Origin of the sequence: Paractinoplanes hotanensis (assembly GCF_023717965.1) — a bacterium.
GTDB classification, from domain to species: domain Bacteria; phylum Actinomycetota; class Actinomycetes; order Mycobacteriales; family Micromonosporaceae; genus Actinoplanes; species Actinoplanes polyasparticus.
The window spans coordinates 62,869-88,761 of the sequence record NZ_JAMQOL010000049.1; the positions used below are offsets into that span (position 1 = coordinate 62,869).

General features: G+C 70.7%; 26 protein-coding genes. 15 read left to right on the plus strand and 11 right to left on the minus strand.

Features of this window, described 5'->3' with window-relative positions:
* The first annotated feature begins 177 nt into the window (after positions 1 to 177).
* Positions 178 to 447, plus strand: coding sequence for a flagellar biosynthesis protein FliQ (gene fliQ / locus LXN57_RS33895; RefSeq protein WP_251802303.1), 270 nt, complete (start codon positions 178 to 180; stop codon positions 445 to 447).
* 21 nt (positions 448 to 468) lie between these two features.
* Here the strand turns inward: fliQ and LXN57_RS33900 are convergent, their stop codons facing one another.
* On the minus strand, positions 469 to 1,635 hold the full coding sequence (locus tag LXN57_RS33900; protein WP_251802304.1) for an ROK family protein: 1,167 nt from the start codon (positions 1,633 to 1,635) through the stop codon (positions 469 to 471).
* Between the two features lie 90 nt (positions 1,636 to 1,725).
* On the opposite strand from LXN57_RS33900, the gene LXN57_RS33905 reads away from it, so the two are divergent.
* Positions 1,726 to 2,988, plus strand: a complete 1,263-nt coding sequence (locus LXN57_RS33905; RefSeq protein ID WP_251802305.1) for a DUF1479 domain-containing protein — start codon at positions 1,726 to 1,728, stop codon at positions 2,986 to 2,988.
* A gap of 314 nt (positions 2,989 to 3,302) precedes the next feature.
* A complete protein-coding gene (locus LXN57_RS33910; protein WP_251802306.1) occupies positions 3,303 to 3,779 on the plus strand; it encodes a GNAT family N-acetyltransferase in 477 nt (158 codons plus the stop codon).
* A gap of 365 nt (positions 3,780 to 4,144) precedes the next feature.
* On the opposite strand, the gene LXN57_RS33915 is transcribed toward LXN57_RS33910, so the two are convergent.
* Positions 4,145 to 4,936 carry an inositol monophosphatase family protein gene (locus LXN57_RS33915; protein ID WP_251802307.1) on the minus strand — a complete coding sequence of 264 codons (792 nt, stop codon included), beginning with the start codon at positions 4,934 to 4,936 and terminating at the stop codon, positions 4,145 to 4,147.
* Between the two features lie 281 nt (positions 4,937 to 5,217).
* On the opposite strand from LXN57_RS33915, the gene LXN57_RS33920 reads away from it, so the two are divergent.
* Positions 5,218 to 5,817: a sugar O-acetyltransferase gene (locus LXN57_RS33920; protein ID WP_251802308.1), complete on the plus strand. Its 600-nt coding sequence runs from the start codon at positions 5,218 to 5,220 to the stop codon at positions 5,815 to 5,817.
* Positions 5,814 to 6,761: an LLM class flavin-dependent oxidoreductase gene (locus tag LXN57_RS33925; RefSeq protein ID WP_251802309.1), complete on the plus strand. Its 948-nt coding sequence runs from the start codon at positions 5,814 to 5,816 to the stop codon at positions 6,759 to 6,761. Before LXN57_RS33920 ends, LXN57_RS33925 begins: the two co-directional genes overlap by 4 nt.
* Before the next feature lie 44 nt (positions 6,762 to 6,805).
* On the opposite strand, the gene LXN57_RS33930 is transcribed toward LXN57_RS33925, so the two are convergent.
* Genes LXN57_RS33930 through LXN57_RS33940 form a run of 3 tightly spaced genes read right to left on the minus strand, consistent with a single transcriptional unit; the run spans position 6,806 to position 9,104 of the window.
* Positions 6,806 to 7,303, minus strand: a complete 498-nt coding sequence (locus LXN57_RS33930; RefSeq protein ID WP_251802310.1) for a DUF1990 domain-containing protein — start codon at positions 7,301 to 7,303, stop codon at positions 6,806 to 6,808.
* A 17-nt stretch (positions 7,304 to 7,320) separates the two neighbouring features.
* A complete protein-coding gene (locus tag LXN57_RS33935) occupies positions 7,321 to 8,484 on the minus strand; it encodes a PrsW family intramembrane metalloprotease (RefSeq protein WP_251802311.1) in 1,164 nt (387 codons plus the stop codon).
* Positions 8,481 to 9,104: a hypothetical protein gene (locus tag LXN57_RS33940; RefSeq protein WP_251802312.1), complete on the minus strand. Its 624-nt coding sequence runs from the start codon at positions 9,102 to 9,104 to the stop codon at positions 8,481 to 8,483. The genes LXN57_RS33935 and LXN57_RS33940 overlap by 4 nt, the downstream gene beginning before the upstream one ends.
* A gap of 84 nt (positions 9,105 to 9,188) precedes the next feature.
* Between LXN57_RS33940 and glgX the strand changes: the two genes are divergently transcribed.
* From glgX to LXN57_RS33955, 3 genes are read left to right on the plus strand one after another with little or no spacing between them, the layout of a single operon-like run.
* Complete coding sequence (gene glgX / locus LXN57_RS33945; protein ID WP_251802313.1) at positions 9,189 to 11,297, plus strand: glycogen debranching protein GlgX; 2,109 nt, start codon at positions 9,189 to 9,191, stop codon at positions 11,295 to 11,297.
* A 28-nt stretch (positions 11,298 to 11,325) separates the two neighbouring features.
* On the plus strand, positions 11,326 to 12,315 hold the full coding sequence (locus LXN57_RS33950) for an SAM-dependent methyltransferase (protein WP_251802314.1): 990 nt from the start codon (positions 11,326 to 11,328) through the stop codon (positions 12,313 to 12,315).
* 37 nt (positions 12,316 to 12,352) lie between these two features.
* Positions 12,353 to 12,868 (plus strand): SET domain-containing protein, encoded by a 516-nt coding sequence (locus tag LXN57_RS33955; protein WP_251802315.1) that lies wholly within the window; start codon positions 12,353 to 12,355, stop codon positions 12,866 to 12,868.
* On the opposite strand, the gene LXN57_RS33960 is transcribed toward LXN57_RS33955, so the two are convergent.
* Both LXN57_RS33960 and LXN57_RS33965 read right to left on the minus strand, forming a co-directional pair.
* Complete coding sequence (locus LXN57_RS33960) at positions 12,865 to 13,092, minus strand: hypothetical protein (protein WP_251802316.1); 228 nt, start codon at positions 13,090 to 13,092, stop codon at positions 12,865 to 12,867. The two genes, LXN57_RS33955 and LXN57_RS33960, sit on opposite strands and share 4 nt — an antisense overlap.
* A 97-nt stretch (positions 13,093 to 13,189) precedes the next feature.
* On the minus strand, positions 13,190 to 14,320 hold the full coding sequence (locus tag LXN57_RS33965; RefSeq protein ID WP_251802317.1) for a citrate synthase 2: 1,131 nt from the start codon (positions 14,318 to 14,320) through the stop codon (positions 13,190 to 13,192).
* A 67-nt stretch (positions 14,321 to 14,387) separates the two neighbouring features.
* Here LXN57_RS33965 and LXN57_RS33970 point away from each other — a divergent pair, with 67 nt between their 5' ends.
* The 4 genes from LXN57_RS33970 (at position 14,388) to LXN57_RS33985 (ending at position 17,346) form a co-directional block, all read left to right on the plus strand.
* Positions 14,388 to 15,602 carry a citrate synthase gene (locus LXN57_RS33970; RefSeq protein ID WP_251802318.1) on the plus strand — a complete coding sequence of 405 codons (1,215 nt, stop codon included), beginning with the start codon at positions 14,388 to 14,390 and terminating at the stop codon, positions 15,600 to 15,602.
* A gap of 44 nt (positions 15,603 to 15,646) precedes the next feature.
* Positions 15,647 to 16,291: a nitroreductase family protein gene (locus LXN57_RS33975; protein WP_251802319.1), complete on the plus strand. Its 645-nt coding sequence runs from the start codon at positions 15,647 to 15,649 to the stop codon at positions 16,289 to 16,291.
* Between the two features lie 4 nt (positions 16,292 to 16,295).
* On the plus strand, positions 16,296 to 16,637 hold the full coding sequence (locus tag LXN57_RS33980) for a VOC family protein (protein ID WP_251802320.1): 342 nt from the start codon (positions 16,296 to 16,298) through the stop codon (positions 16,635 to 16,637).
* A gap of 82 nt (positions 16,638 to 16,719) precedes the next feature.
* Positions 16,720 to 17,346 carry a hypothetical protein gene (locus LXN57_RS33985; RefSeq protein WP_251802321.1) on the plus strand — a complete coding sequence of 209 codons (627 nt, stop codon included), beginning with the start codon at positions 16,720 to 16,722 and terminating at the stop codon, positions 17,344 to 17,346.
* Positions 17,347 to 17,408: 62 nt separating this feature from the next.
* Here the strand turns inward: LXN57_RS33985 and LXN57_RS33990 are convergent, their stop codons facing one another.
* Positions 17,409 to 19,139, minus strand: a complete 1,731-nt coding sequence (locus tag LXN57_RS33990) for an ABC transporter ATP-binding protein (protein WP_251802380.1) — start codon at positions 19,137 to 19,139, stop codon at positions 17,409 to 17,411.
* Positions 19,140 to 19,316: 177 nt separating this feature from the next.
* Between LXN57_RS33990 and LXN57_RS33995 the strand changes: the two genes are divergently transcribed.
* On the plus strand, positions 19,317 to 19,733 hold the full coding sequence (locus LXN57_RS33995) for a MarR family winged helix-turn-helix transcriptional regulator (protein WP_251802322.1): 417 nt from the start codon (positions 19,317 to 19,319) through the stop codon (positions 19,731 to 19,733).
* Positions 19,734 to 19,789: 56 nt separating this feature from the next.
* Here the strand turns inward: LXN57_RS33995 and LXN57_RS34000 are convergent, their stop codons facing one another.
* A complete protein-coding gene (locus LXN57_RS34000) occupies positions 19,790 to 20,626 on the minus strand; it encodes a tetratricopeptide repeat protein (RefSeq protein ID WP_251802323.1) in 837 nt (278 codons plus the stop codon).
* Positions 20,627 to 20,836: 210 nt separating this feature from the next.
* Here LXN57_RS34000 and LXN57_RS34005 point away from each other — a divergent pair, with 210 nt between their 5' ends.
* A complete protein-coding gene (locus tag LXN57_RS34005) occupies positions 20,837 to 21,034 on the plus strand; it encodes a hypothetical protein (protein WP_251802324.1) in 198 nt (65 codons plus the stop codon).
* Between the two features lie 20 nt (positions 21,035 to 21,054).
* Here LXN57_RS34005 and LXN57_RS34010 read toward each other — a convergent pair whose 3' ends face one another.
* A complete protein-coding gene (locus LXN57_RS34010) occupies positions 21,055 to 21,522 on the minus strand; it encodes a MarR family winged helix-turn-helix transcriptional regulator (protein WP_251802325.1) in 468 nt (155 codons plus the stop codon).
* Between the two features lie 73 nt (positions 21,523 to 21,595).
* Here LXN57_RS34010 and LXN57_RS34015 point away from each other — a divergent pair, with 73 nt between their 5' ends.
* The gene (locus LXN57_RS34015; RefSeq protein ID WP_251802326.1) at positions 21,596 to 23,611 is read left to right on the plus strand and encodes an MMPL family transporter; all 2,016 of its coding nucleotides are present in this window, start codon (positions 21,596 to 21,598) and stop codon (positions 23,609 to 23,611) included.
* A gap of 431 nt (positions 23,612 to 24,042) precedes the next feature.
* On the opposite strand, the gene LXN57_RS34020 is transcribed toward LXN57_RS34015, so the two are convergent.
* Positions 24,043 to 25,893, minus strand: coding sequence for a beta-propeller fold lactonase family protein (locus tag LXN57_RS34020; protein ID WP_251802327.1), 1,851 nt, complete (start codon positions 25,891 to 25,893; stop codon positions 24,043 to 24,045).

The following is a 25,893-nucleotide window of genomic DNA, read 5'->3' on the forward strand; positions in this document are numbered from 1 at the left end:
GACTTGCGTGACCCCCAGGGGTTTGCCTCAAACACCGACTTCGCGTGACATCCGAGCGCTGCATGACGCCCCCTCGGCCGGCGATCGACGTCGGAATCTGAGGGTTCCGGGCCCGGTCTCACCGAACTGCAACCGGTCTGCACTCCACAACGGGCCGAAATGCCCGAAGAGAGGGGCATGACCGACACAATGATCATCGAGCTCGGCCTGGGCGCCATGACCATCGCCGCCAAGATGTGCGCGCCGGTCCTGCTGACGGCCCTGGGGGTCGGCTTCGCCATCTCTCTGTTCCAGTCGGTGACCCAGATCCAGGAGGCCACCCTGTCCTTCGTCCCGAAGGCCGCAGCAGTCTGTGCCGCCCTCCTGTTCTCGGGCAACTGGATGCTCCACGAAATGACCACCTACACGACGCAGCTCTTCAGCCGCATCCCGGAACTGATCGGCTGACCCAGCCATCCCACCACCCATTCAGCGGCCGACGATGAGTTCGCGCAGTCTCTGGACGGCGTCGGTTCGCGCACCGGCCAGTGCGGGCTCGTACTGCACATTCGCGGCGCGCACCGGCACCGGCCGGGGCGAGCACGCGACCTCCTGATCGATGAGGTCGATAAGCTGCAGCCCCCATCGGCCACCGATGACCACCCTCTCGGGGTCGATGAGCGTGGCGAGCGCCGCGATCAGCCCGCCGACGGCGGTCACCACCGCGGGCGGACGCTCCTCGAGCACGCGCCCGACGTCGATGGCGGTCGAGGCCGCACGCCGCAGGCCGAGCTCACCGAATACCTGGATCAGCGGCATCGCCCGCCCGCCCGGACCCACCGTGATCAGATGGGCCACCTCGCCGGCGACCCCACGATGTCCCCGGCGCACCTGCCCGTCGCTGACGATCGCGCAGCCGAGTCCCTCATCCAGATACACGTAGGCGAAGTCGTCGACCGGCGCCGCCGCCCATTCGGCTTCGGCGGCCCAATTGACGTCGTTGTCCACGTACACAGGGCCGTCCACCCGCCCCGCCAGCACCGCCACCGGATCGATCTCGCCCAGCAGGAACGGCGCATCGGGCAACTGCAGCAGCCGCCCCGTCTGCCGATCAACCGGATCGGCCGCGCTGACCACCGCCAGCCGGGGCTTCGGCCCGGGCGAGGCGGCTCGGATCGGCGGATCCACGCCGTTCGACGGCGACCCGTGGACGGTGCCGGCTTCCGGCTGCTCCCCGGCGAGTTGGCGCGCCCGGTCGACCGCCCGGGCCAGCGCTGCGGTCACGTCGTCGGGCTGGGCGGGCCGGCCCACGGGTTCCTGAGCGCGGGCCATCAGATCGCCGTAGGCGTTGTGGCACTCGGCCACCACTCCCTCGGGGGCGATGCTGACCGCCAGCGCGGTGCCCACGTCGGGAGCCAGCGAGTAATAGGAACCGACCCGGCCTCGGCCCCGCCCACCGGGGGTTCGGCGGCCGGTATCCACAACCAGACCGGCCGCGGTCAGGCGCCGGACGCTTTCTCCGGCGGTGGGCTTGGAGATGCCGGTCTCGGTGGACAACTCGGCGCGCGTCAACAGGCGTCGGCGCATGAGAGCGCGCAACACGTGCTCATCGGTCAGCGAGCGCAGCAGCTCCTGGGAGGGCTTGGCCGGATCCACCGCGCCCATTCTAGTCAAGGCTCTTGCCTGGAAGGGGTGCGGGGCCTTACCGTGTTTCCAGTAAAGGGACATGACTAGAAGGGACCCACCATGTCGCTCCCCCACTGGGAGGAGACGCCCGCCGACCTCCCCGCCGCCATCCGCGAGGTCAAGGCTGCGCTCCGCCGGCAGATCGCCGCTTCCGGCCGTACGGTCGAGGAGGTCTTCGCCGTCGTCGAGCGCTCCATCGCCGCCGAGGTCGCCGAGATCAATGCCGCCCGGTCGCGCGGCGAGACGATCTGGCCCGTCATCTCCTACGACGACATCGAGGCCGGCACCGTCAGCGCCGCCGACGTAGCGCGGCTGCGCAAGCGCGGCTGCCTGGTTGTGCGCGGTCACTTCGAGCGTTCGCAGGCCCTCGGCTGGGATGCCGGCATCGTGCAGTACGTCGAGGACAACAACTTCTTCTCCGACTATCGCGGCCCCGGCGACGACTTCTTCGGCAGCGTCGGCTCGAAGCCCGAGATCTACCCGATCTACTGGTCGCGCGCGCAGATGGAAGCGCGCCAGAGCGACCGCATGGCCCGCGTGCAGACGTTCCTCAACAGCCAGTGGAAGCACACCTCCGAGGGCGTGCAGTGGTTCGATCCGTCGCGTGACTCGCTCTATCCCGACCGCATCCGCCGCCGGCCCGAGGGCGCCGACTCCGCCGGCCTGGGGACGCACCTCGACCCCGGCACGCTCGACCTGTGGATGACGGAGGCTTATCAACAGGCCTTCCGCCACCTGTTCAACGGCGATGTGGAGAAGTACGACCCGTGGGACGCGGCCTACCGCACGTCCGGCCCGCAGTACCCCGGCTCGACCATGTGCTCGGCCTTCCGCACCTTCCAGGGCTGGACGGCACTCTCCGACATGGCCCACGACCAGGGCGTTCTGCACACCGTGCCGATCCCCGGCGCGATGGCGTACCTGATGCTGCGCCCGCTGCTGAGCGACGTGCCCGACGACGAGATGTGCGGCGTGACCGTCAACCAGGTCTTCCCGGCCACCGACAAGTGGCACGGCCTGCTCCTGGAGGCGCTGGCCGGCATCCCCGACGTCCAGGCCGGCGACTCGGTCTGGTGGCACTGCGACATGATCCACAGTGTCGCCCCGGTGCAGGACCAGAAAGGCTGGGGCAACGTCATGTACATCCCCGCCGCCCCCTGGTGCCCCCGCAACAAGACCTACGCCGCCACCGTCCGCGAGGCGTTCCTGTCCGGTTCGAGCCCGTCGGACTTCCCGGCCGAGCACTACGAGCGCGAATGGCCCGACCGTTTCACCGAGGCCGACCTCAACGAAACCGGCCGCCGCGGCCTCGGCTTGATCTGACCGCGGCAGCGCGCGGCCGGCGACAGCAACGCGGTCAGGGCGGCCAGGCCAGCGCCGATCACGAAGGCGACCGGCGTCTCGGTCGACGACGTGGGATCACCCTGGGAGAAGGGCAATGTCGAGCGCTGCCCGCAGCCGAGCTGCGCATCCTCACCGCGTCGGCCGACCTGTTCCGCACCCGGCCCTTGTACTGCCAGTCGTCGAGGACAAGTCGAACGCCGAAGCGCCGGCGCATGACACTCGGCTCAGTCGGCGCGCCTGGCGCGCGTCGTTATTTCGGTGCCCGGAGACCGGGCGGTCACTATCCTCGGGCCATGATCAGCGCTCGGCGGGCCACGGTGGACGACGCGGACGAGTTGGTGCGGCTTCGAGGCGTGCTCTTCGGCATCGACGACGATTCGGACGAGCAGGGCTGGCGCGATACCGCCCGGCGCATCCTGTTGAGACGGCTGGCCGAGCCGGAGCCGTCCATGGCCGGCTTCGTCGTGGACCAGCCGGGTGCGGACGGGCGGCTCGCGGCCTGCGCCGTCGGCATCCTCGAGGAGCGGCTCGGCGGCCCGCGCAATCCCCGAGGACGGGTCGGCTACATGTTCAATGTCGCCACCGATCCCGGCCACCGGCGCCGGGGCTGTGCGCGGGCGTGCACGTCCGCGCTGATCGAGTGGTTCCGGAATCAGGGCGCCGGCCTGGTCGACCTTCGAGCCAGCGAGGATGGCCTGCCGCTCTACACCTCGCAGGGCTTCGTCCGCACCGCCGACCCCGCGATGCGGCTGACCCTGCCCCGCGCCTGACATTCCCGGTACCGCCACATCGATCGCTTCGGCCGGACCTCGCCCGGCCGGGCCACGCCATCACCCCGCGGAATCTCGTCGGCGCGCGATGTGGCACCGCTCGGAGCGCTCACGCACCCAGCACAACAAACGGGTCCGTAACGCGAACCGGTGTTTCTGGCATTCGGTTAGTACTGCTCGGCGGCCGGCCAGCGGTCACCGAACGTGATGGCGAAGGCGTTGAGTACTGGTTTCCAACGGATCGTCCATCGGGTGCGGCCGGTCCCGGTTGGGTCCACGAGGTTGCCAGCACCGGCCCGGAACCGATCGGTGCGGTCGGGGCTATCAGCTCGGCAAGGCGTTGGCGTCAGCGACGGCCGGAGCGGTCAGGCGATCAGCTTCAGCAGGGCCGCATGGGTGTCGCGGTCGGCGGTGGCGATGAGGCCCTGTGTTCCGCTGTGCACGGGTGAGCCATCGAGAGCGGTCACGACGCAGCCAGCGGCCTGGCACAGCGCTATGCCGGCGGCGAAGTGGACGCTGTCGTTCAGGTGCCCGTCGGTGATGTAGGCGGCCCGACGGCCGGCGGCGACCCACGCGACGGCCAGGGTGCTGGAGATGACACGCGGGCGGAAGTGATCGGTGAACCCGTCGTCGAGCAACAACCGGGCCGCCCGGAACGTGGGCGCGTTCGGGAACGGCGGGTCGAGATTGAGGTCGACCAGGTTCGACGAGGCATCCGGTGTCAGCGGCTCATCGCGCCCAGCGTTGCGGACCCACGCGCGGTCGCCATCGGTCCAGAACACCTCGCCCGCGAACGGATCAGCGGACGCGGCCACCGTGCGCCCGCCGCTGCGAAGGGCGACGTTGACCGAGACCAGCATCGTGCGCGCCGCGTAGTTCAGCGTGCCGCACAACGGATCCACGAGCCACTCGCGCTGCGAACCGACGCCATCGGACGAGCCTTCGCTGCGCCCGCCCTCCTCCCCGACGACCACGTCCCCCGGCCGGGCCTCCCGCAGGATTCCCAGGATCGCCTTCTCGGCTTCCACGTCGGCCTCGGTGGCGAAGTCCCCCGGCGCCTTGTCGAAGCGCGCGAGATCGGTGCCGTAGCGCTCGAGCACAACCGCAGCGCCCGCTTCGGCCGCTGCCACGGCCAGTTCCCCGTCAGTGTTCAGCACCGCCCGATCTTAAGATCTTCGCTCTTGAGCGGAACCACTCACTCACGTCGCCGTGGTGGGGTGAGCGTCCTGGGCGCGCCAGCGCCCTGCTCGCCCCGCCGCGGCCCTCGGCGTGAGCAGCGGTCCGTACCACCACCCCGCCACGACATCCTGCTCTTGACCCTAAGAAGCTCGCCCTCGGCCGTGAGCGACGATTCGCACCACCCGCCCCGCTACGACATCCGGCTCTTCGAAGTGGGCCCGCCGGGCCACCTGGATCTGCCGCAGGGTAAGGATTCACCATGAACCTCGACGAGCAGCGGGCGCACATCCTGACCGGCGCGATGTATGACGATCTGACAATCGAGCTGGTCGCTGCCCGGCAGCGAACCGTCCTGCTCACCGGTGAGTACAACGACAGCTTCGGACAGCCGCCGGCCGCACGCGAGGCGATTCTGCGTCGGCTGCTACGTGACGTCGGGACCGGCTGCCACTTCGAGCCGACGTTCCGGTGCGAGTTCGGCTTCAACATCTCGGTCGGGGACCGCTTCTACGCGAACTTCGACTGCGTGCTGCTCGACGGGGGCGGCATCACCATCGGTGACGACGTGCTGTTCGGTCCGCGGGTCGGCATCTACACCAGCAATCACGCCATCGACCCGGTCGAGCGCGCCGCCGGCGGCTGTTACGCGAGACCGGTGACAATCGGTGACCGCGTCTGGGTGGGTGGCGACGTCACGATCAATCAGGGCGTGACGATCGGTGACGGGTCGATCGTCGGGTCGGGCAGCGTGGTGACGCGACCGATTCCGGCCGGGGTGATCGCCGCGGGAAATCCGGCCCGCGTGCTCCGTAAGATCACCGACGCGGACAAGACCGGATTCAAGGGGAGCTCGTCGTGACGCGTGTCGGTGTGATGTTGCCGCGGGACCTGCCTGTGGATGAGGTGCTCGACTATGCGCGACGCGCCGACGACCTCGGCTTCGACGAGCTGTGGGTGGTCGAGGATCTGGGCTTCCGCGGCGGCATCGCCCAAGCGGGAGCGGTGCTCGCCGCCACGTCGCGGATCGTGGTGGGCATCGGGATCCTGCCGGCCGGGGCGCGCAACGCGGCCTTCGCGGCGATGGAGCTGGCCACACTCGCGCAGCTGTTCCCCGGCCGGTTGATCGCCGGGATCGGCCACGGCATGCCCGACTGGATGCGGCAGACCGGCGCGTGGCCGAAGAGCCCGCTCACCCTGCTCGAGGAGTACACGATCGCCGTCCGCACGCTGCTGCGCGGCGAGCCGGGACCCGCCGCGGGCCGGTACGTGCAGGTGGAGGGCGTGATCATCGGCGAGAAGCCGAGCGTGGCGCCGCCGGTCGTGCTGGGCGTGCGGGGGCCGAAGTCGATCGCGGTCGCCGGCCGGGTCTCCGACGGCGTGCTCCTGGCCGAGCCGGCGGCGCCGCCCTACGTCGAGGCGTCGATCGGGCGCCTGGGCTCGTCGTCCCTCGAGGTCATCACGTACGACGCCGCCGTGGTCGGGGCCGACGGCCAGGCCGCCCGCGACCTGGTGCGCCCCGGCCTGGCCTGGATCGGCGAGCCCGACTGGGCCCCGCATCTCGCCCCGATGCCGTTCGCCGACGACCTGGCCCGGCACCGCCAGGCTTCGTCGGGCCCGGAGGAATTCGCCGCCACGATGCCCGACGCCTGGGTCGGCGAGCTGTCGCTGGCCGGCACGCCCGATGAGGTGCGGGCCCGGATAGCGGCCCGGCACGGCGCCGGAGCGACCAGCGTCGTCATGATCCCGGCCGAACCCGCCCGCCTCGGAGCACTCGAACGCCTCGCACAAGTCGTGCCGCGATAGCAGCCGCGCGGCGTGAGCTGGCAGGCCGGCGTGCCCGACCGGCGCTAACCTCGGCTGACCTGCTGCATCGCGCTGACGTAGCGGTTGGTGGCGTACCGCTGGACCTGCTTCGCCACCGGGCTGCCCAGCCGTACGAGGAAATTCGCCGGCCGGCTGAAGGCCCGCAGTTGGAAACGCACCTCGCCGTCGTCCTTGAGCACAACGAAGAACGCCTCCTCGCCGCTCTCGGGGTGGCCGGGCAGCGTGCCGTAGCCGAAGCCCCGCCGGTTCGGCTCGTCGATCGTGTAGACGACGCGGCACGGGATGCTCAGGAACAGCAGCCGCAGCGTCACGTCGACACCAGGTGCGGCCGGCCCGGGAGCGTCACGAACGCTCAGGCCGGCCGCGCGGTGCATCTGCCAGTGGAAAAGTCCGTCCACAGCCTTCTCGTACGTCGTACGCCCCTCGCCCAGCCGCACGTCGCGGAAGACGTGGTCGTAACCGGCGGGCAGCGGGCCTTCGCGGGTCGCGCCGACCTCGGCGTACGTGAGCGCCTTCTGCATGAGATGAACGTATCCGGTCAGGTTCCGCGCAGGCGGAGCACCTCGGCCCGGGCGTGCGCCACCCGCGGTGTCTCCTGCCCACCCGCGGCCGCGATCTCCTGGGCCAGGTCGCCCGCGCTTTCCACGAGGTGGCGAGCGCGGCGCCGGCTGTGGACGAGTGTGCCGAAGTGACGACGGTCCTTGTGCAGGCCGCTCACCGCGTCCAGCAGCGGCGCGTCGATCACGCCGGTCTCGACCTCGGGCGCGAGCAGTTCGCGCATCCAGGCGCGTTCCTTGGCCGAGGCCAGCCGCCGCACGACCAGCAGCGTCGCGATCGCGAGCGGCATGAGGATCAGGTAGGGCCCGACCACGATGAGGAAGGTGCTCCAGCCGAACAGACCGGACGCGTCGTCCCACGCGAAGTGCAGGAACATCGCGGCCAGGCAGGCCAGGATGCCGCGTCCCACCCGTCGTTCACCGGGCGCGCGGCCGAGAATCCACATGACGCCGGCGCAGAAGATCGCGCTGAACAGGGCGTGCGACGTGATGCCGACGAACCCGCGAACGGCCAGGATGAACAGCGAGGACTCCAACTGGCCCACGCCGAAGCTGGAGGTCGCGTTGTTGTAGGCGTACAGGACGTCCTCGGAGACCTGAAAGCCGAGCCCGATGAACGCGCCGACGATGAAACCGTCGTACGCGCTGCGGATCAGCCTGGGCGCCAGCGCGATCAGCAGAATGAGCCCGAGGGCCTTGCTCCATTCCTCGTCGATCGGCGCGCTCAGCCCGGCGGCCCACGTGCTCGCGCCGGTCGGGCCGAGCAGTTTCGTCCAGATCTCGAGCAGAGCGGTGTTGGCCGGCAAGGCGATCCAGAACGTGGCGGCCACCGCGCCCCAGACGAAGCCGGTGGCCAGCAGGCGGCCCGGCTGCGCGGTGTAGCGGTTCTGGCGGCGCAGGAAGATCAGCCACGGGATGAGATAGATCCCGAAGAACACGATGCCGCTGGTGACAGCCAGGCGGTAGGTGCCACCGAGGGCCGGCCCGAAATACTTGATCATGCCGAGCGCGCCGGCGCCCACGCCGATGACATAGACCCAGAAGGCCGGGTTGTGCGGCTGGAAGAACTTGAAAGGGGCGCCCCAGCCGGACTCGTCGATCGCCTCGAGCTGAGCGTTCTTGGCGGTGGAGGGGGTGATCGTCATTCGTTCGCCCCCGAGGTGATGCTGCGCAGGAACGTGTCGACCTCACTGGAGACCTGCTGGAACTCCCCGGGTACGGCGGCGACCTCCACCAGCAGGGCCGGCGCCGCCGCCGGTTCGGTCCGCGACATCTTGAACGCCGCGAGCAACTCGTCGCCGCCGGTGCCGCTCGCGCTGCGCACCACACCGACCAGTCCGGACGTCGTGGTGAACGTCGTCGGCGTGTCGGAGATGCCGGCGTCCGGGTCTTCCGAGCTGATGACCTGGTCGAGGAACTGGGCCGCGGTGCCGTTGAACGCCGCGCCGGTCATCTGAATGGTCGCGCCGGCCTTGACCAGCTTCACGTCGTCGTTGGTGGCGCTGACGCCCGTACGGTCGCTGACCAGCGCCCCGTCCTCCAGCTGCCAGCCGACGGGCGGCACCGCGGTCGCGCCGTCGCCCAGGTCGAGCACGTCGCCGGCCTTCGTCGGGTTGTCCCAGGGAACAATCGCGTTCAGCGCCGGCCAGCCGTAGATGAGGAGAAGAGCGACCACGAGAACGAACAACGCGGGCTTCATCTGTCGCCGGTCGAGCCCGAACCACCTATGTTCGACGGGCACCCAGCCCGGTATGCCTGTACTCATGCGCACCCCCTGGGCATCAACCTAGTGCTGACGACCACCGGACGCTCGGATTGACGACGGTGGTGGGAGGGAAGCAACATCCGCATGCACATCTGGCCAGGAAACCCGTACCCTCTCGGCGCCACGTACGACGGCGGCGGGACGAACTTCGCGCTCTTCTCCGAACTCGCGGAACGGGTCGAACTGTGTCTGTTCGACGAAGACGGAAACGAGACGCGTATCGACCTGCCGGAACGGGAAGCGCTCGTCTGGCACGGCTATCTGCCCCGGATCGTGCCGGGTCAACGGTACGGATACCGGGTGCACGGCCCCTTCGATCCGGCCAACGGTCTGCGCTGCAATCCCAGCAAACTTCTCCTCGACCCGTATGCCAAGGCCATCGACGGGCGTAACGACTGGAACGAGGCGCTCTTCGCGTACCGCTTCGGCGATCCCGGTTCGCGCAACGACGACGATTCCGCGCCGTACGCGCAGAAGTCCGTCGTCATCAACCCGTTCTTCGACTGGGGCAACGACCGGCCGCTGCGCATCCCGTTCCATCAGACGGTCATCTACGAGGCGCACGTCAAGGGCATGACCGAGCGCCATCCCGGCATTCCCGAGGACGTGCGCGGAACCTATTCGGGACTGGCCCACCCGGCAATGATCAAGCACTTCAAGGAGCTGGGTGTCACCGCGGTCGAACTGATGCCGGTGCACCAGTTCGTGCACGACAGCACGCTCGTCGACCGCGGGCTCACGAACTACTGGGGCTACAACACCATCGGCTTCTTCGCACCCCACAACGGGTACGCGTCCTTCGGCGGGCACGGCGGGCAGGTGCAGGAGTTCAAGTCGATGGTGAAGGCGCTGCACCAGGCCGGCATCGAAGTCATTCTGGACGTGGTCTACAACCACACCGCCGAGGGCAATCACCTCGGGCCGACGCTGTCGTTCCGGGGCATCGACAATCCGGCCTACTACCGGCTGGTCGAGGAGGACAAGCAGTTCTACTACGACACGACCGGCACCGGGAACAGCCTGAACGTCCGGCACCACGAATCGTTGCGGCTCATCATGGACTCGCTGCGCTACTGGGTGACCGAGATGCACGTCGACGGTTTCCGCTTCGACCTGGCGGCCGCGCTGGCGCGTGAGTTCCACGCCGTCGACCGGTTGGCCGCCTTCTTCGACCTGGTCAACCAGGACCCGGTCGTCTCGCAGGTCAAGCTGATCGCCGAGCCGTGGGACGTCGGCGACGGCGGCTATCAGGTCGGCGGCTTCCCCCCTTTGTGGACCGAATGGAACGGCCGTTACCGCGACTCGGTCCGCGATTTCTGGCGCGGCGAGCCGTCGTCCCTGGGTGAGTTCGCGTCCCGGTTCACCGGCAGTTCCGACCTGTACGAGATCGACGGACGGCGGCCGATCGCGTCCATCAACTTCGTGACCGCGCACGACGGCTTCACCCTCGAGGACCTGGTCTCGTACAACGAGAAGCACAACGACGCCAACGGTGAGGACAACCGCGACGGCGAGAGCCACAACCGGTCGTGGAACTGCGGCGTCGAGGGCCCCACCGACGACGCCGACATCGTCGCGCTGCGGGAACGGCAGAAGCGCAATTTCCTGGCCACGCTGCTGCTTTCCCAGGGCGTGCCGATGATCGCGCACGGCGACGAGCTCGGCCGCACCCAAGGTGGCAACAACAACGTCTACTGCCAGGACAACGAGATCAGCTGGGTCGACTGGGCCGAGGCCCGCAATCAGGACGTGCTGACCGGTTTCACCCGGCGGCTCACCGAACTGCGGGCGAAGCACCCGATCTTCCGGCGCCGGCGGTTCTTCACCGGCGAGGCGTTCGGCGACGACAAGGTGCCCGACATCGCGTGGCTGCGGCGCGACGGCCGGCCGATGACGGAGGCCGATTGGAACACCCGCAGCGGCATGACGATGACGGTGTTCCTGAACGGGCGGGGCATTCCGGAACGCGGCGCGCTCGGCGAGACGATCACCGACGACTCGTTCCTGCTGTTGTTCAACCCGCTCGGCGACCCGGTGCAGTTCACCTTGCCGGACCGCAGTTTCGGGCGTACGTGGGAGATCGTGGTCAATACCGCGGATCCGTTGCTGGCGGCCCGGCGGAAGACCGCGAAGGCCGCGTCGCAGCACGAGGTGATGGGGCACACGCTCGTGGTGCTACGGTGCCGCTATTAGTGAGACGCCGTTCGCCCTGTTCCCTTCGATGGGCGAATATCCGGTGTACGACGACGGCGTGTACGACGCTTTCGATGTCCGGGACGAACGGTTCCGCGCCTATGGCGACGCGATTGCCGGATCGGTGGCGGGCAAGGTCGTGCTCGACATCGGCACCGGGCGCGACGCGCTGTGGGCCGTCGCGGCGGCGCGGGCCGGAGCTGCGCATGTCTACGCGATCGAGCGACAGCCCGACGTGGCCGCGCAGGCGCGCTCGGCCGTGGCCGATCTCGGCGGCCGGGTGACGATCCTCGAGGGCTTGTCGACGGGCATCGACCTGCTCACGCCGGCCCAGGTGTGCGTCTCGGAGATCGTCGGGAACATCGCCTCCGCCGAAGGGGCCGTCGCCGTCCTCGCGGACGCGCGGCGGCGCCTGTGCGCCGCGGACTGCCTGTGGATACCGTTCCGCATGCAGACCTGGGCGGCGGCGGTCTCGCTTCCGGAGGGCGCCCGGACGCTGGCCGCGGAAGGCCGTCCGTACGTCGACAGGGTCTTCGCCGCGGTCGGCCGGCCCTTCGATCTGCGGCTGTGCCTGGGCGGCCCCGCCGCCGAACTGCTCGTCTCGTCGGCCGCGCTGGTCGAGTCGCTGGTCTTCGACCACCGGCGCGCGCCGCCCGACACCGACGAGGTCGCCTCGGCGCAGCTCACGGTCGAAGCCGCCGCGGCGCGGATGACCGGACTGCTGCTGTGGAGCCGGATCGCCGTCTCGCCGGCGACCTCGTCGCGCGAGATCGACACGCTGTCCGGCGGCACGCGCGGGTGGGCGCCGGTCTACGTGCCGCTCGGCGCCACCGAGGTCCGGTCCGGCGACCGTCTGGACGTCACGTGGCGCCGCAGCACCAGCGATGACGGCGTCCATCCCGACTATCACGTGTCGGTGGCCGTGCCGGGCGCCGGGGAGCTGCTGGTGTGGTCGAGCCCGCATCACGGTGGCGGCTTCCGCGAGACGGACCTGCACCGGGAGTTGTTCCCGTCCTGACTTGCGCTGTCCATTGAGGTCGGTGGATCGTGGGTGCATGTGGCCGCCGCCCGAACCGGACTGCTGGCTGCATCCTGCCGTCGAGGTGCGGCCCTCCTCCGTCCAGGGTGACGGCCTGTTCGCGCGGGCGCCGATCTCCGAGGGCGCAACGGTTTCCCGCCTGGGCGGACGCCTCGTCTCCACGACGGAGCTGACCGCCCTGCTCGCCACGGCTGACGCATATGTTGACTCGATCAATGTGTATCAAGATGTACACCTGGTGCTGCCGCCCGGCCGCCCGAACGGCAAGGGCAACCACAGCTGCGACCCGAACCTGTGGTGGGCCGCGCCCTACACGCTGACAGCCCGCCGTGACATCGCCGCCGGCGAGGAGTTGACCAACGACTACGCCACCGGCACCGGCATCGACGACTTCGCCATGCCGTGCCGCTGCGGCGCCACTCGATGCCGCGGCCTGATCACCGGCCAGGACTGGACCCGCCTCGACCTGCAGGAGCGCTACGGCGACCACTGGGTGCCGGCGCTCCTGAGCCGCATCCACCGTCTCGGCTAGTGTCCGCGGTTGCGCGGATGGTTCCGGGCCACGCGCTCGTTGCCGTGCCGGTAGTTGCCGGTCAGCCGGGCCATGAGCTCCTGGGGGTCGCCCTCCTCGACCTCGGCCAGGAACCGCGCGGCCGCCGGCCCGCGCAGCACCCCCGCTGGTCGCCCATGGTGCGACATCTCGATGTCGCCGTTCTTGCGAACGCGGTAGGTGAATCCCTCAGGCGCATTGGTCATTCCGGCATCGTGCGCGCGGTCCGGAACCCACGCGACCGATTTCCCCAGCCATCGTCGCCCCGACCCGCACGGTCCGGCATCACGGTCCGGTGCGGCCTCAGTTCCGGGCGGGCAGTCGGGCGGCGTGGCGGCGGGTGGCCGTTGCCCAGCCGGGCAGGTCGGCGGCAGCGCGTCCGGACGGGCCCACGTAGTCGGCCGACGGCCGGATGATCTTCGCCAGGCGCTTCTGCTCGAGGATGTGCGCGCTCCAGCCGGCCGTGCGGGCACAGGTGAACATCGCGGCGAGCATGTCCACGGGCACCTCGGCGAAGTCGAGCACGATCGCCGCCCAGAACTCGACGTTCGTCTCGAGCACCCGGTCGGGTTTGCGCTCCCGCAGCTCGGCCAGGGCGGCCTTCTCGAGTTCGGCAGCGACTTCGTAACGCGGCGCCCCCAGCTCGCGCGCCGTCTCCCGCAGGATCCGGGCGCGCGGGTCCTCGGCGCGGTAGATGGCGTGCCCGAAGCCCATCAGCCGCTGCCCGCTGTCCAGCACCTTCCTCACGTACGTCCGCGCGTCCCCGCTCTTCTCCACGGCCTCCACCATGCCCAGAGCTCGGGCAGGCGCCCCGCCGTGCAAGGGCCCCGACAGCGCAGCCACCGCGGCCGACAGACACGCCCCGACATCCGCGCCGGTGCTGGCCACCACCCGCGCCGTGAACGTCGACGCGTTCATGCCGTGCTCGGCCGCGCAGACCCAGTAGCGGTCGATCGCCGCGACGTGCCGCGGGTCGGGCTCGCCACGCCACCGGATCATGAACTGCGACGTCACGTCCGTCCCCTCGGCGACGCGCCGCTCCGGCACCACCGCCAGCTCCTCGCCTCGGGCCGACGCCGCCACGACGCTCATGATCGCTGCCGACGCCCGCGCCAGGTCCTGACGAGCCTCCGCGTCCGCGATGTCGATGAGCGGCCGCATCCCCAACGCGGCCACGGTCGCCTGAGCGTCCACCCGCGCATCCCCGGTCCGCAGCAGCCACCGGGCCGGCTCCCCCGCTCCCGCCGCCGGCAGCAGCGGCGACTCGAACGAGCCGTCCGCGAGCAGCCCCCACACGTCGCCGAACGAGACGGCGCCGGCCAGCGAGCGGATGTCGACGCCGCGGTAGCGGAGCGCCCCACCATCGCGGTCGGGCTCGGCGATCTCGGTGTCGAACGCGACGACACCGGCCAGCCCTGGGTTCACAGTCATCATGGTGAGAGACTGGATCGCGTACATATTGACGTCAACATTGAACCAGTCAATATGAGAGCATCTGCACATGACCGCCGAGCTGACCCGCCTGACCACCGCCGAAGTCGCCCAGCGCCTCGGGGTGCGACCGGCTACGGTCTACGCCTACGTGAGTCGCGGCCTGCTCAGCAGCCACCGCAACGCCAGCGGCAAGGGCAGCCTCTTCGACCGGGCCGAGGTCGACAACTTTCTGGCCGCACGCAAGCAACCGATCCTGCCCGGCATCCAGACCGGCATCACCCTCATCCGGAACGGCGCCCTGCAGTATCGCGGTCACGACGCCATCCGGCTCGCGAGCGTAGCGAGCTTCGAAGAGGTCGTTGAGCTCCTGTGGACAGGCGCCCGCGCCTACGTCGCCCTGCCGCCCGACGAGACCCAGCGCCGCCTGGCCGAGGCCGTGATCGCCCCGCTGCCCGCGATCGCCCGCCACACCGACCGGCTCCGCGTGGCGGTGTCCGCCCTGGCCGCCGGCGATCCCCTCCGCTTCGACACCACCCCCGCCGCCGTGACCGCCACCGCGCGCACCCTGCTCGGCACGATGGTCGCCGCGCTCCCCCGCGCGGCCCAGCCGGCGGGTAAACACAGCAGCCAGTCCACCGGCAAGGCGGCCGAGCCGGCCGGCACCATCGCCGAACGGCTCTGGCCCCGTCTCACCGCCCACGAGCCGGCCCCCAAGAACCACAGCCTGCTCAACGCCGCCCTGATCCTGCTGGCCGACCACGACATAGCCGCCTCCACCCTGGCGGCCCGGGTGGCAGCCTCCACCCGCGCCAACCCGTACGCTGTCGTCGGCGCCGGACTGGCCGCGCTCGACGGCCCCCTGCACGGCGCGGCCAGCAGCCTGGCCTACCCCCTGCTCGCCGAGTCGATGTCGCGGCCCGACCCGATCGGCACGATCGCCGACAAGCTGCGTTCCGGCGATCCGGTGCCGGGCTTCGGCCACCGCCTCTACCCCGGCGGCGACCCGCGCGCGACGGCCCTGTTCGCGATGCTCGGCGACACCCGCGCCCGGGACGCCGCCGAGCGGCTGGTGGACATCATGCGTACGCGATCGGGCCTGCGACCGAACGTCGACCTGGCCCTCGCCGCCCTGACCATGGAGCACGGCATGCCGGCGGAGGCGGGCGAGACCATCTTCGCCATCGCCCGCACGGCCGGCTGGATCGCGCACGCCCTCGAGGAGTACGGCGATCGCCCGTTGCGGTTCCGCCCGTCCGGCGAGTACGCCACGCCCGCGCCCTGATCGCGGGGCGGGCCGGGCCTGTCCGAGACCGGTAAGGTCCGGGCATGTCGTCCGAAGATCCGAACAGCCTGTCCCTGCTCGAAGGGCTGCACTCCACACCCGCCCGCCGGTATCTGTCCACAGAGCCGATCAGCGACGAGGTCGTCCGCGCGATTCTCGACGCCGCCGTCCGCGGTCCCAGCGGGGGCAACAGCCAGCGGTGGGCGTGGATCGTCGTCCGGGACGCGGAGGTCAAGCGCCAGATCGCCGAGTGGTACCGGGAGGGCTGGGACAAGAATTACGGTTCACGGCGTGAACAAATTCTCCGCGCCGACGACCCGGAGGGCATGAGCGCGGCCAGCTTCCGGGCCGCCGACCATCTCGCCGCGCATCTCGAGGAGGCGCCGGTCTGGGTCTTCCCGGTACTGCTCGGGGCTGCGCGGTCGAGCAACCCGCGGCTGGGCTCCTCCATCTACGGTGCGGTGCAGCAACTGATGCTGGCCGCTCGCGCCTACGGAATCGGCTCCACCCTGACGACGCTCTACGCCGGACACGAGGACGGCGTACGCAAGCTCCTGAACCTGCCCGACGACGCGCTCACCATGGCGCTGATCCCGCTCGGCTACCCGGCGCGCGGGCGGTGGGCGCAGCCGAAGCGGCGCCCGCTCGACGAGGTGGTCTTCAACGAGCGGTACGAGGAAAGGGGTTGACGGCGTGAACCCGTACGTCAAGAGCTTGACCATCGACTGCCAGGACGCGTTGGTCGTGGGCCGCTTCTGGGCGGCCGCGCTCGGTGGCGAGTTGGAGGAGGACTCGACCTCGGCCAAGGCGTTCGTGGAGGCGCCGGGCTGGGGCGGGCCGAACCTGTGGTTCCAGCGTGTGCCGGAGCCCAAGCAGGGCAAGCTGCGCATGCACTTCGACCTGCGGGCGCCCGGCGGCGACATCCCGGCCGAGGTGGAACGGCTGAAGGACCTGGGCGCGACGTTCGCCTGGGAGGCGGACGGGCTGATCGTGCTGCGCGACCCGGAAGGCAACGAGTTCTGCGTCGAGGAGTAGGCGTCGCCGAGTCGTAAAGTGCGGCGGGGGCCGACCGATATCGGGGTATCGCACGACGACACCACGAGGAAGGGACCCGCCCATGGCTCAGCGGACATTGCCGGTCCGCGAGGACCGGTGGCAGCCCACGGACCGGATCTACGAAGGTCTCATCGCCCGCGCGGTCGACCGTTCCGAGGATTCCGAGGCCCGCGACGGCACCGCCGAGATGATGGCCGGCGCCCTGATCCTCGTCATCCTGTTCATCGTCGTGATGAAGGGCTCGGGCTCGGTCACCGCGGCGCTCGCCGTGACCGGGCTGCTCGGCGCGCTCGGCTTCCTCTACACGGTCAACAGCGCGCGACCGGCCAAGGGCAACCGTTCGCAGGTGCTGCAGGAGCTCGGTGGTCCCGGCATGCTCCCGGCCGGCTACCTGGTGCACCCGAAGGCGTGGCAGGCGGGCATGTCCGACCATGTCGCGAGTGTTCCCGAGTCGCAGCTGCTGGCCGCGGCCGAGCTGTGCGACATCTTCCCGGGCACGGTCAACGACCTACTCCGTTTCGTCGGCAACGTCGCGATCCACGTGCCGTCGGGCCGTCACACGAACGCCGAGGACGTCCGCCGCCGGGCTCGCGAGCTGGTGCACGTGGCCAAGCCGATCGTCGTCGACTACGCGAAGAGCGCGCCCAAGCTTCCCGCCCCGCCTCCCGAAGGCAAGAAGAGCAAATAACCACGAGAACCGCCCCGGGCCGATCGGCTCGGGGCGTTTCTGTATCGGGCTGTCACAGCGGGTCAGCCGGCGAGGGCCGCGTAACGGCCGCCCACGTCGACCAGCGAGTCGTGCGTGCCGGACTCGAGGATCCGGCCGTGGTCGACCACGGCGATCTGGTCGGCGTCGCGGACCGTGGACAGGCGGTGGGCGATCGTCACCGTCGTCCGGCCGCGGGCGAGTTCGTCGAACGCTTTCTGCACGGCTCGCTCGGTCTCGTTGTCGAGCGCGCTCGTGGCCTCGTCGAGCACCAGGATGCGCGGGTCGCGCAGCAGGGTCCGCGCGATGGCGATCCGCTGCTTCTCACCGCCGGAGAACCGGTGGCCCCGCGAGCCGACCATCGTGTCGTACCCGTCGGGCAGGCCCGCGATCATGTCGTGGATCTGAGCGGCCCGGGCCGCGGACTCGATCTCGTCGTCGGTGGCGTCCGGCTTGGCATAGCGCAGGTTCTCGCGGACGGTCGTGTGCAACAGGTAGGTCTCCTGCGACACCACTCCGACGATCGAGGTGAGCGTCTCGAACGACAGGTCGCGCAGGTCGACGCCGTCGATCGTGATGCGACCGGCCGTCGGGTCGTAGAGCCGCGCGATCAACGAGGCGATCGTGCTCTTGCCCGAGCCGGTCTCGCCGACCAGGGCGAGCGACGACCCCGAGGGCACGTCCAGGGTCACACCGGCGAGGGCGGCGGACGGACTTCCCGCGTACGTGAAGGTGACGTCCTCGAAGCGCAAGTGGCCCCGCGGAGCCGCGACCGGCACGGGCCGGGCCGGCTCCTCGACATCGACCGGCAGGTCAAGGTACTCGAAGATGCGCGCGAACAACGCCAGCGACGTGGTGACCGTGACGCCGACGTTGAGCAGCCCCATGAGCGGCCGGAACAGGCCGGACTGCAGCGCCGTGAAGGCGACCAGCGTGCCGATGCTCATGCCGCCGGAGGTGACCGGCAGACCGGCGGCGAGGTAGATGACCGCCGGGATGGCCGCGAACACGATGCTCATCGAGGCCATCCGCCAGCGCCCGGCCAGCTCGGAGCGCAGCTCGAGATCGATGAGCCGGCTCGACGAGCTGCTGAACCGGTCGACCTGGGCCGGGCCGGTGCCCATGGTGCGGCTCAGCTGCACGCCGCCGATGGACAGGCCTTCCTCGATGATGACGTTGAGGTCGGCCAGCTCGCGCTGGCGCTGGGCGGTGATGGCCCGGCGCATGCTCGCGACCCGGCGGGTGAGCCAGATCGACGGCGGCAGCACGAGCAGCGACACCAGCGACAATTTCCAGGACAGGGCAGCCATGGCGACCGCGGTGGCGACGACCGTGGTCAGGTTCGAGGCGATCGAGGTGGCGGTGGACGTGACGACCGATTCCATGCCGCCGATGTCGTTCGTGATGCGCGACTGCACCTCGCCGGTGCGGGTCCGGGTGAAGAAGGCGATCGACTGGCGCTGGAGGTGCCGGAAGACGTCGGTGCGCAGGCGGTGCATGACGCGCTGGCCGATGGTGGTGGAGATCCAGGTCTGGACGACACCGAGCGCGGAGGTGACGGCGGCGACGGCGACCATGCCGGCGACGAGCCAGACGAGCAGTCGCACGTTCCGGTCGGGCAGCGCGACGTCGATGACCTCGCGCAGCAGGAACGGGCCGGCCAGGCTGACGATCGACGAGACCACGATGGTGAGGACGACGACGGCCAGGGGGCCGCGGTGGTCGGTGAACAGGGAGCCGATGCGGCGCAGGGACACGTTCTTCGCCTGCGCGATCTCGGCGGCGGTGGGCTTCTTGCCGCGAGTGCGGCCGGGAGTGGGGCTTTCCAAGAGCGAACCTCGTTCCGTACGGGGATTCGGCCGCGGCCGCTCGTAGCGGCGCCTACCGGCCGGGACTTTGCTGAGGTTACCTCAACATGAGGGAACAACAGAAGCCGCTGGTACGGTATTCCCGTGGACGACGAGGGTCTGCTCGAGGCGTTCTTCGCGGTGTCCCGCCAGTTGCGGCACCGCACCCGCGAGGCGCTGGAGCCCTGGGAGCTGTCCCCCTCGCTGGCCCGCGCGGTCAGCGCGCTGTCCCGCAGCGGCGACATGCGCCCGGGCACGCTCGCCGAGCATCTGCGGATTGCTCCGCGCTCCGCCACCGAGGTCGTTGACGACCTGCAGGCCGCCGGCCTGGCCGAGCGTCATCCCGACCCGGCCGACCGCCGGGCCGTGCTCGTGACGCTCACCGACGAGGGCGTCCGCGTCAGCCGCGACATCCGCGAGGCCCGCCAGGCCGCGGGCGAGCGCTTCTTCGCCACCCTCTCGGCCGACGACCGGGCCGAGCTCGGCCGCCTCCTACGCCGGCTGCGCGCGGACGCCGGCTGACCGAGCGCCGGGGCGCGGGACGCCGGCTGGCCGAGCGCCGGGGCGCGGGACGCCGGCTACCCGAGGCGTCGCGTGTAGGCGGTCAGACAGGCTGCCGAACCGGTGACGCAGAAGACGACGACCAGCAGGGGCATGGGAATCTCGACCCCGGCCAGGCGGATGAGCACGGCCAGCACCACCAGGGCGACCAGGCAGACGCCGAGGGCGACCGCCGCGACATGACCGAGGGCCGAACGCGCCTGGTCCGGACGACGGATTCCCCCGGCCGGGACGCGCAGGGACTCGGCGAACGCGTCGGCCAACCGCACCAGCGAGTCGGCGTCGCGGATCTGGTTCTCGGCCGCGGTCAGGCGCCGCAGCTCGGACAGGGCACGCTGGTGGCCGGGCGCGATGCGCAGGGCACGGGCGTACACCTCGCGGGCGCTCAGCGGGCGGCCCACGGCGAACAGCGCCATCCCGTACGCGACCTGGACGTCGGCGTCGTAGTGGGCGATCTCGGCCGCGGCGGCCAGCACGGTCTCGGCCTCGGCTGTGCGCCCGGCCGCGAGCAGCGCGCGACCGTGCCGCTCGGCCGGCCGCGGGTTGCCCGGGTCCTCGTCGGCGGCCGCCGCCGCGGCCGTGATCGCCAGGTCGTGGCGGCCGAGCGCGGTGTAGGCGGCGCTGACCCAGAACAGCTCCTCGACGCCCCGAGGGTTGATCCCCAAGGCGGTCCGGGCCGCGTAGAGGGCGTCGGTGTACGAGCCCAGCGCCATCCGGGCCCGGGCGAGCAGCAGCCAGGCGACGGCGTTGCCGGGCTCCGCGCCGACCACGGGGGTCAGCAGGGTCGCGGCCTGGCCGGCTCGCCCGCTGGTCAGCAGGTCATCGGCGCGGTCGAGAACGTTTTCGCTGGGCACGCAGTGGTGATCGGTCCGCACCGGGGCGGACAGCGGTACCGCTCGGGTGCGTCTCGGTTGTGGAAAACGTGACGCAGCTCATTCGCTCCGGCCTTCAAGCGCGACGGTGGCGATGCCGATCGAGAACGGGTGCGAACGAGGAGCAGCACCGACTCGGGAGCCCGAAGCCCTCACCCCCCGGCTTCGTAGCGAGACGAAGGGAAGACCGCCATGAACCTGACCATCGCCGAGACCCGCTGGGCCGCCCACACGAGCCTGGTCCACCTGAACGCGGACGTGCAGCGCCTCCGCACGGACTTCGCCACGGGCGCCGACAAGGAGACCCTGGCCGCCGACCGCGCCGCCGTCCACGACAGCCGCCGGGTCCTCAACACCCACCGCGCCAACCTGGTCGACGTCACCGTCTGACTGCCGCGCCGCGGGCGCCGTCACGTGTCGCGAGTGCGCAGTTCCTGATGGTGTTCCGTGATCGCTTCGAGCATTCCGCTCAGAAAACGACGCACGGTCTCCATCTCGTCCGCGCTGAAGTCGTCCATGACCACCTGGCTGCGGGCGCCCAGGGGCCCGAAGAACGCCACCGCGAGCTCCATCCCGGGCTCCCCGTAGCGCAGGTGCACGACCCGGCGGTCGGCGCTTTCCCGCGTACGTCGCAGGTGCCCGGCCCGTTCCAGGCGGTCGATCACCGCAGTGGTCGCCCCCGACGAGAGCCCCAGGGCTTCCCCCAGCCGGCCTGGCGTCAGCGGCGTCCCGCGCCGCTCGGCGTGCATCACCGCGATGAGCGCCTGCAGGTCGGTGAAGTGCAGACCCTGCTGTCCGGCGAACTCATGGGCGACCCGTTGCGCCTCGATCGTGTAGAGCCGCAGCAGGTCCACGACGTCGCGGCGCACATCACTCACCGCGCCAGTGTTGCAGATTCCGTCACGAGGGGTAAGAATCTCGATTGTCGAGATACTTAATCGTGGAGGGTTCATGCGACGCGCCTGGCTGACGCTCGTGCTGGCGGTGCTGATCGGTGGCGGCGTGCTCGCCTTCGCCGGTCCGCTCGAGACGACGAACGACCCCACCGCCTCGCTGCCCAGCGCGGCGGAATCGACGCGCGTGGCCGAACTCGAGCGCCGGCTCCCGTCCGGGCAGGTCAATCCGGCCCTGATCGTCTTCGCGAAGGACGACGGCACCGCGCTCACGCCGGCCGAGCTCAAGACGATCGAAAGCTTCGGCACGCCGATCGTGGCACCGGGCAACGACGCCGCGATCGTCTCCAAGCCGTACCCCGCCGGCTACTCGGCCGAGCAGATCGTCGAGGCGGTCGGTCAACTGCGTGATCAGGTGCGCGCCGAGGTCCCGCCGGGCATCACGGCCCAGGTCACCGGCGGCGCGGGCTTCACCGCCGACCTCGCCGACAGCTTCTCCGGCGCCAACACCCGCCTGCTGATCGTCACCGTCCTCGTGGTGGCGCTGCTGCTGCTCGTCACGTACCGCAGCCCGATCCTGTGGCTGGTCCCGCTGGCCGTCGTCGGCCTGGCCGACCGCCTGAGCGGCTCCGTCGTCGCGATCCTGTCGCGCCACACCGACCTGGCGATCGACGCGTCCACCAACGGCATCATCACCGTGCTCGTCTTCGGCGCCGGCACCAACTACGCGCTGCTGATCATCTCGCGCTACCGGGAAGAACTGCACCGGTACGAGGACAGGTTCGAGGCCATGCGGCACGCGCTCAAGGGCGCCGGCCCCGCCGTCCTGGCCAGCTCGGGCACGGTCGTGCTCAGCCTCCTGACCCTGCTGCTGGCCAGCCTCGGCAAGAACCTCGCGCTCGGCGTCGCGGGCGCCGCCGGCATCGCCATCGCCGCTGTGTTCGCCCTGTTCGTTCTGCCGCCCGCGCTGCTCGTTTGCGGCCGAAAGTTGTTCTGGCCGTTCATCCCGCGCGTGGGCGCCGCCGGGGCCGAGGCGGAGAAGGGGCTGTGGGCCCGCATCGGCCGGGGCGTCTCGCGCCGGCCCGCCATCGTCACGGTCGCGGCTGTGCTCGTGCTGGCCGCGCTCGGCAGCGGCCTGGCCGGCACCAAACTGGGTCTCTCGCAGGCCGACCAGTTCCGGGTCGAGGCCGAGGCGGTCGACGGCCTCGAGACGGTCAGCCGCTATTTCCCGGCCGGCGCCACCGACCCCGCAACGATCATGACCACTCCCGACCGGGCCGAGGAGGTGCTCGCGCTCGTCACCCGGACGTCCGGCGTCGCCTCGGCGCGGATCGGTGAGCGCACGGCCGACCTCGCCAGCATCAGCGCCGTGCTGACCGCCGCGCCGGACACACCCGAGGCGTACGACACCGTGCGCGCCCTCCGCGAGAACGTGCACGCCGAGCAGGCGCTGGTCGGTGGCAGCGTCGCGGCGAGCCTCGACGACCGGGACGCGGCCCGGCGCGACCTGACAGTCATCGTGCCGGCCGTGTTGATTGTCGTGTTGCTCGTATTGATCGGCCTGCTCAGAGCCTTGGTCGCGCCGATCCTGCTGCTGTTGACGGTAATCGCCAGTTTCGGGGCCGCACTGGGCGCCGGCTCGTGGCTGTTCCGGCACGTGCTCGACTACCCGGCCCTCGACACCGGCGTGCCGCTGCTGGCGTTCCTGTTCCTCGTGGCACTGGGCGTCGACTACAACATCTTCCTGGTGACCCGGGCCAAGGAGGAGACGCCGCTACGCGGCACGCGGGACGGGATGGTGCACGCCCTCGCGGTCACGGGCGGCGTCATCACCAGCGCCGGCATCCTGCTGGCGGCCGTGTTCGGAGTGCTCGGCGTCCTGCCGGTGATCACGCTCACCCAGATCGGCGTCATCGTCGGCATCGGCGTCCTGCTGGACACGCTGCTCGTCCGCACCGTGCTGGTCCCGGCCCTGGCCACCATGTGCGGCGACCGCTTCTGGTGGCCGGGCCGCCCGGCCGTCAGCTCGGCGAAGCCGGAGCCGGATCCTGATCCGGACTCGCTTCGGGCTTGAGCGGCACCCCGGCGAACGGGATCCCCGCCACGCTGAATACCCACACCGGAACCGTAGCCCGGCCCCCTGTCGTGGGAACATCCACATGGCCGGACGCGCCCCGGTCACTTCGAGCGTCTCGCACACCGCCGCTGTGAGCGCCGCAGGGTGACCAGGTCGAAGTGGCGGTCGCGCCGGGAGCGGCATGCGCGAGCGAGCCGGATGGGCACGCGGAACGACCAGCAAGCGCGCGGGAACGACCAGCAAGCGCGCGAAACGACCAGCAAGCGCGCGGGAACGGGCAGCAAGCGCGCGGGAACGGGCAGCAAGCGCGCGGGAACGGGCAGCAAGCGCGCGGGAACGGGCAGCCGCAGGCCGCAGGCGCGGCCGCGGCGAACGCGCGACGCCGTATCGTGGCGGTGGCTTGTGGTTGCGCCTGGAGCGGGCCGGTGTCAGCTCACGCGGAGGATGGAAATCGTGTCGTCGTCGCCGTTCGAGACGTAGGCGAAGCGGCCGTCCGGGGCCACCGCCATGGTTCGGGGGCTGCGGCCGACCGGCACCGTTGCCGTGATGCGGCCGGTGCGTGGGTCGATGACAGAGACCGAGTTGCCGGCTTCGTTCACCGCGTAGGCATGGCCGCTGTCCGTCGCGAAGGCAGCCGCCTGCGGTTTCTGGCCGACTCGGAACGGGCCGCGGCGCTGGAGCGTGGTCGTGTCGATCAGTTCCACGGCGTTGGCTCCGAAGCAGGCGACCACGACCGTACGGCCGTCGGGCGACACGGCCAGGCTGTGGGGCGCCCTGCTGACCGGGATCGAGCGCAGCCGCTTGTCGGTGCGGACGTCGATCACCGACACCGTGCTCGACTCGTGGTCGGGCGTGAAGGCCCGCTGCCCGCCGGTGTCGAAGGCGACCGCGTGCGGGTTCTCCGGCACGAACACCCGGGCGGTCAGCCGCAGAGCGGCGGCCGAGTAGATCTCGACGTTGCGCCCACCGTGGATCGGCACCCACAGGCGACCGTCGGGGGCGACCGACAAGGCGTACGGCTGCACGCCGGTCTTCAGATTGCCCACGACCTTCAGCGAGGGAGCGTCGACGACCGCGACGCCGCTGCCGCTGAGGTCGTTCTCGTACATCGAGACGAAGACCCGCCGGCCGTCCGGGGCGACGGTGACGAACCGCGGCGTGTTCCGCAAGGTCACCGATCGCACCTTCCGGGAGGCGAGGTCGACCACGGAGAGGATGCGCGAGTTCTGGTTGGCGACATAGACAGTGCGACTGTCGGGTGACACCGCCACGCCCTCCGGCTCGTCACCGACCCGGATCGTCCCTTCGACAGCAGGCCTGTCCAAACTGGCCGGACCGGCCGGCGGCGAGGTCGGCGCGGAGGGCGCGACGGACGAAGGGGGCGAGGACGGCGCGGAAGGGGGCGAGGAGGGCACGATGGACGGCGAGGAGGACGTGCCGGTGAACGTCACGGCCGCCGCAATGCCGGTGCCGCCGAACAGAGCGACGGCGGCCGCGCCGGCGACGATCAGACCCTTCGCACGCCGCGCCGGACGAGGCCCCCGAGCCGTGATCGATCGCCATGACCGACCGCCTCTCACTCCGAGACGCCCGGCCGCCGCCGGATCAGCCCTCTCGCCGGAGCCAAAACGCAGCCGACCGCCACTCGGCAGATCCGCGCCACCACCCGGCAGATCCGCGCCACCGCCCGGCAGATCCGCGCCACCGCCCGGCAGATCCGCGATACCGCCTGAACCGGAACCCAGGTGGCCACCCGGCAGATCAGCCCCACGGAGGCCCGAATGGCCGAACAGCAGATCAGCTCCACCGGCCGAGCTCAAGCCCAGATGCCCACCCGGCGCGCCGGCCGAGGCGACGCTCAGGTGCCCGGTCACCGGCAGGTCGGCCGCGCCCGCCGGACCGTCGAGCGAGATCATCCCGGTCAGCGGCCTCTCCCCCGGCGCCCATTCGATCTGCAACTGATCGCCGGCGAGGCGCGCCCGCAGCCCCGGGCCGGTCACCTTGAGCCGTGAGCTCAGCGCCGCCGGCGAGCCCAGCACGGCGACGCTCGCCGACAGGCGGGGCGTTCCGGGCGTCACCGGCCCGAAGTCGAGGCGGGCCGGCTCCAAGGCGATCGAGGTCGCGGCCAACGCCTCGGCCGCCTCGGCCGCGACCTCGATGGCCCGGGAGCCGGCCAGCCGCACAAGGGCGGCCCGGGCCGCCACGGCCGCGTCCAGATCGGTGCCGGCGGCCAATTCGCGCAGCTCACCGACGGTGGTCGGAAGATTGTCGGAGTTCAT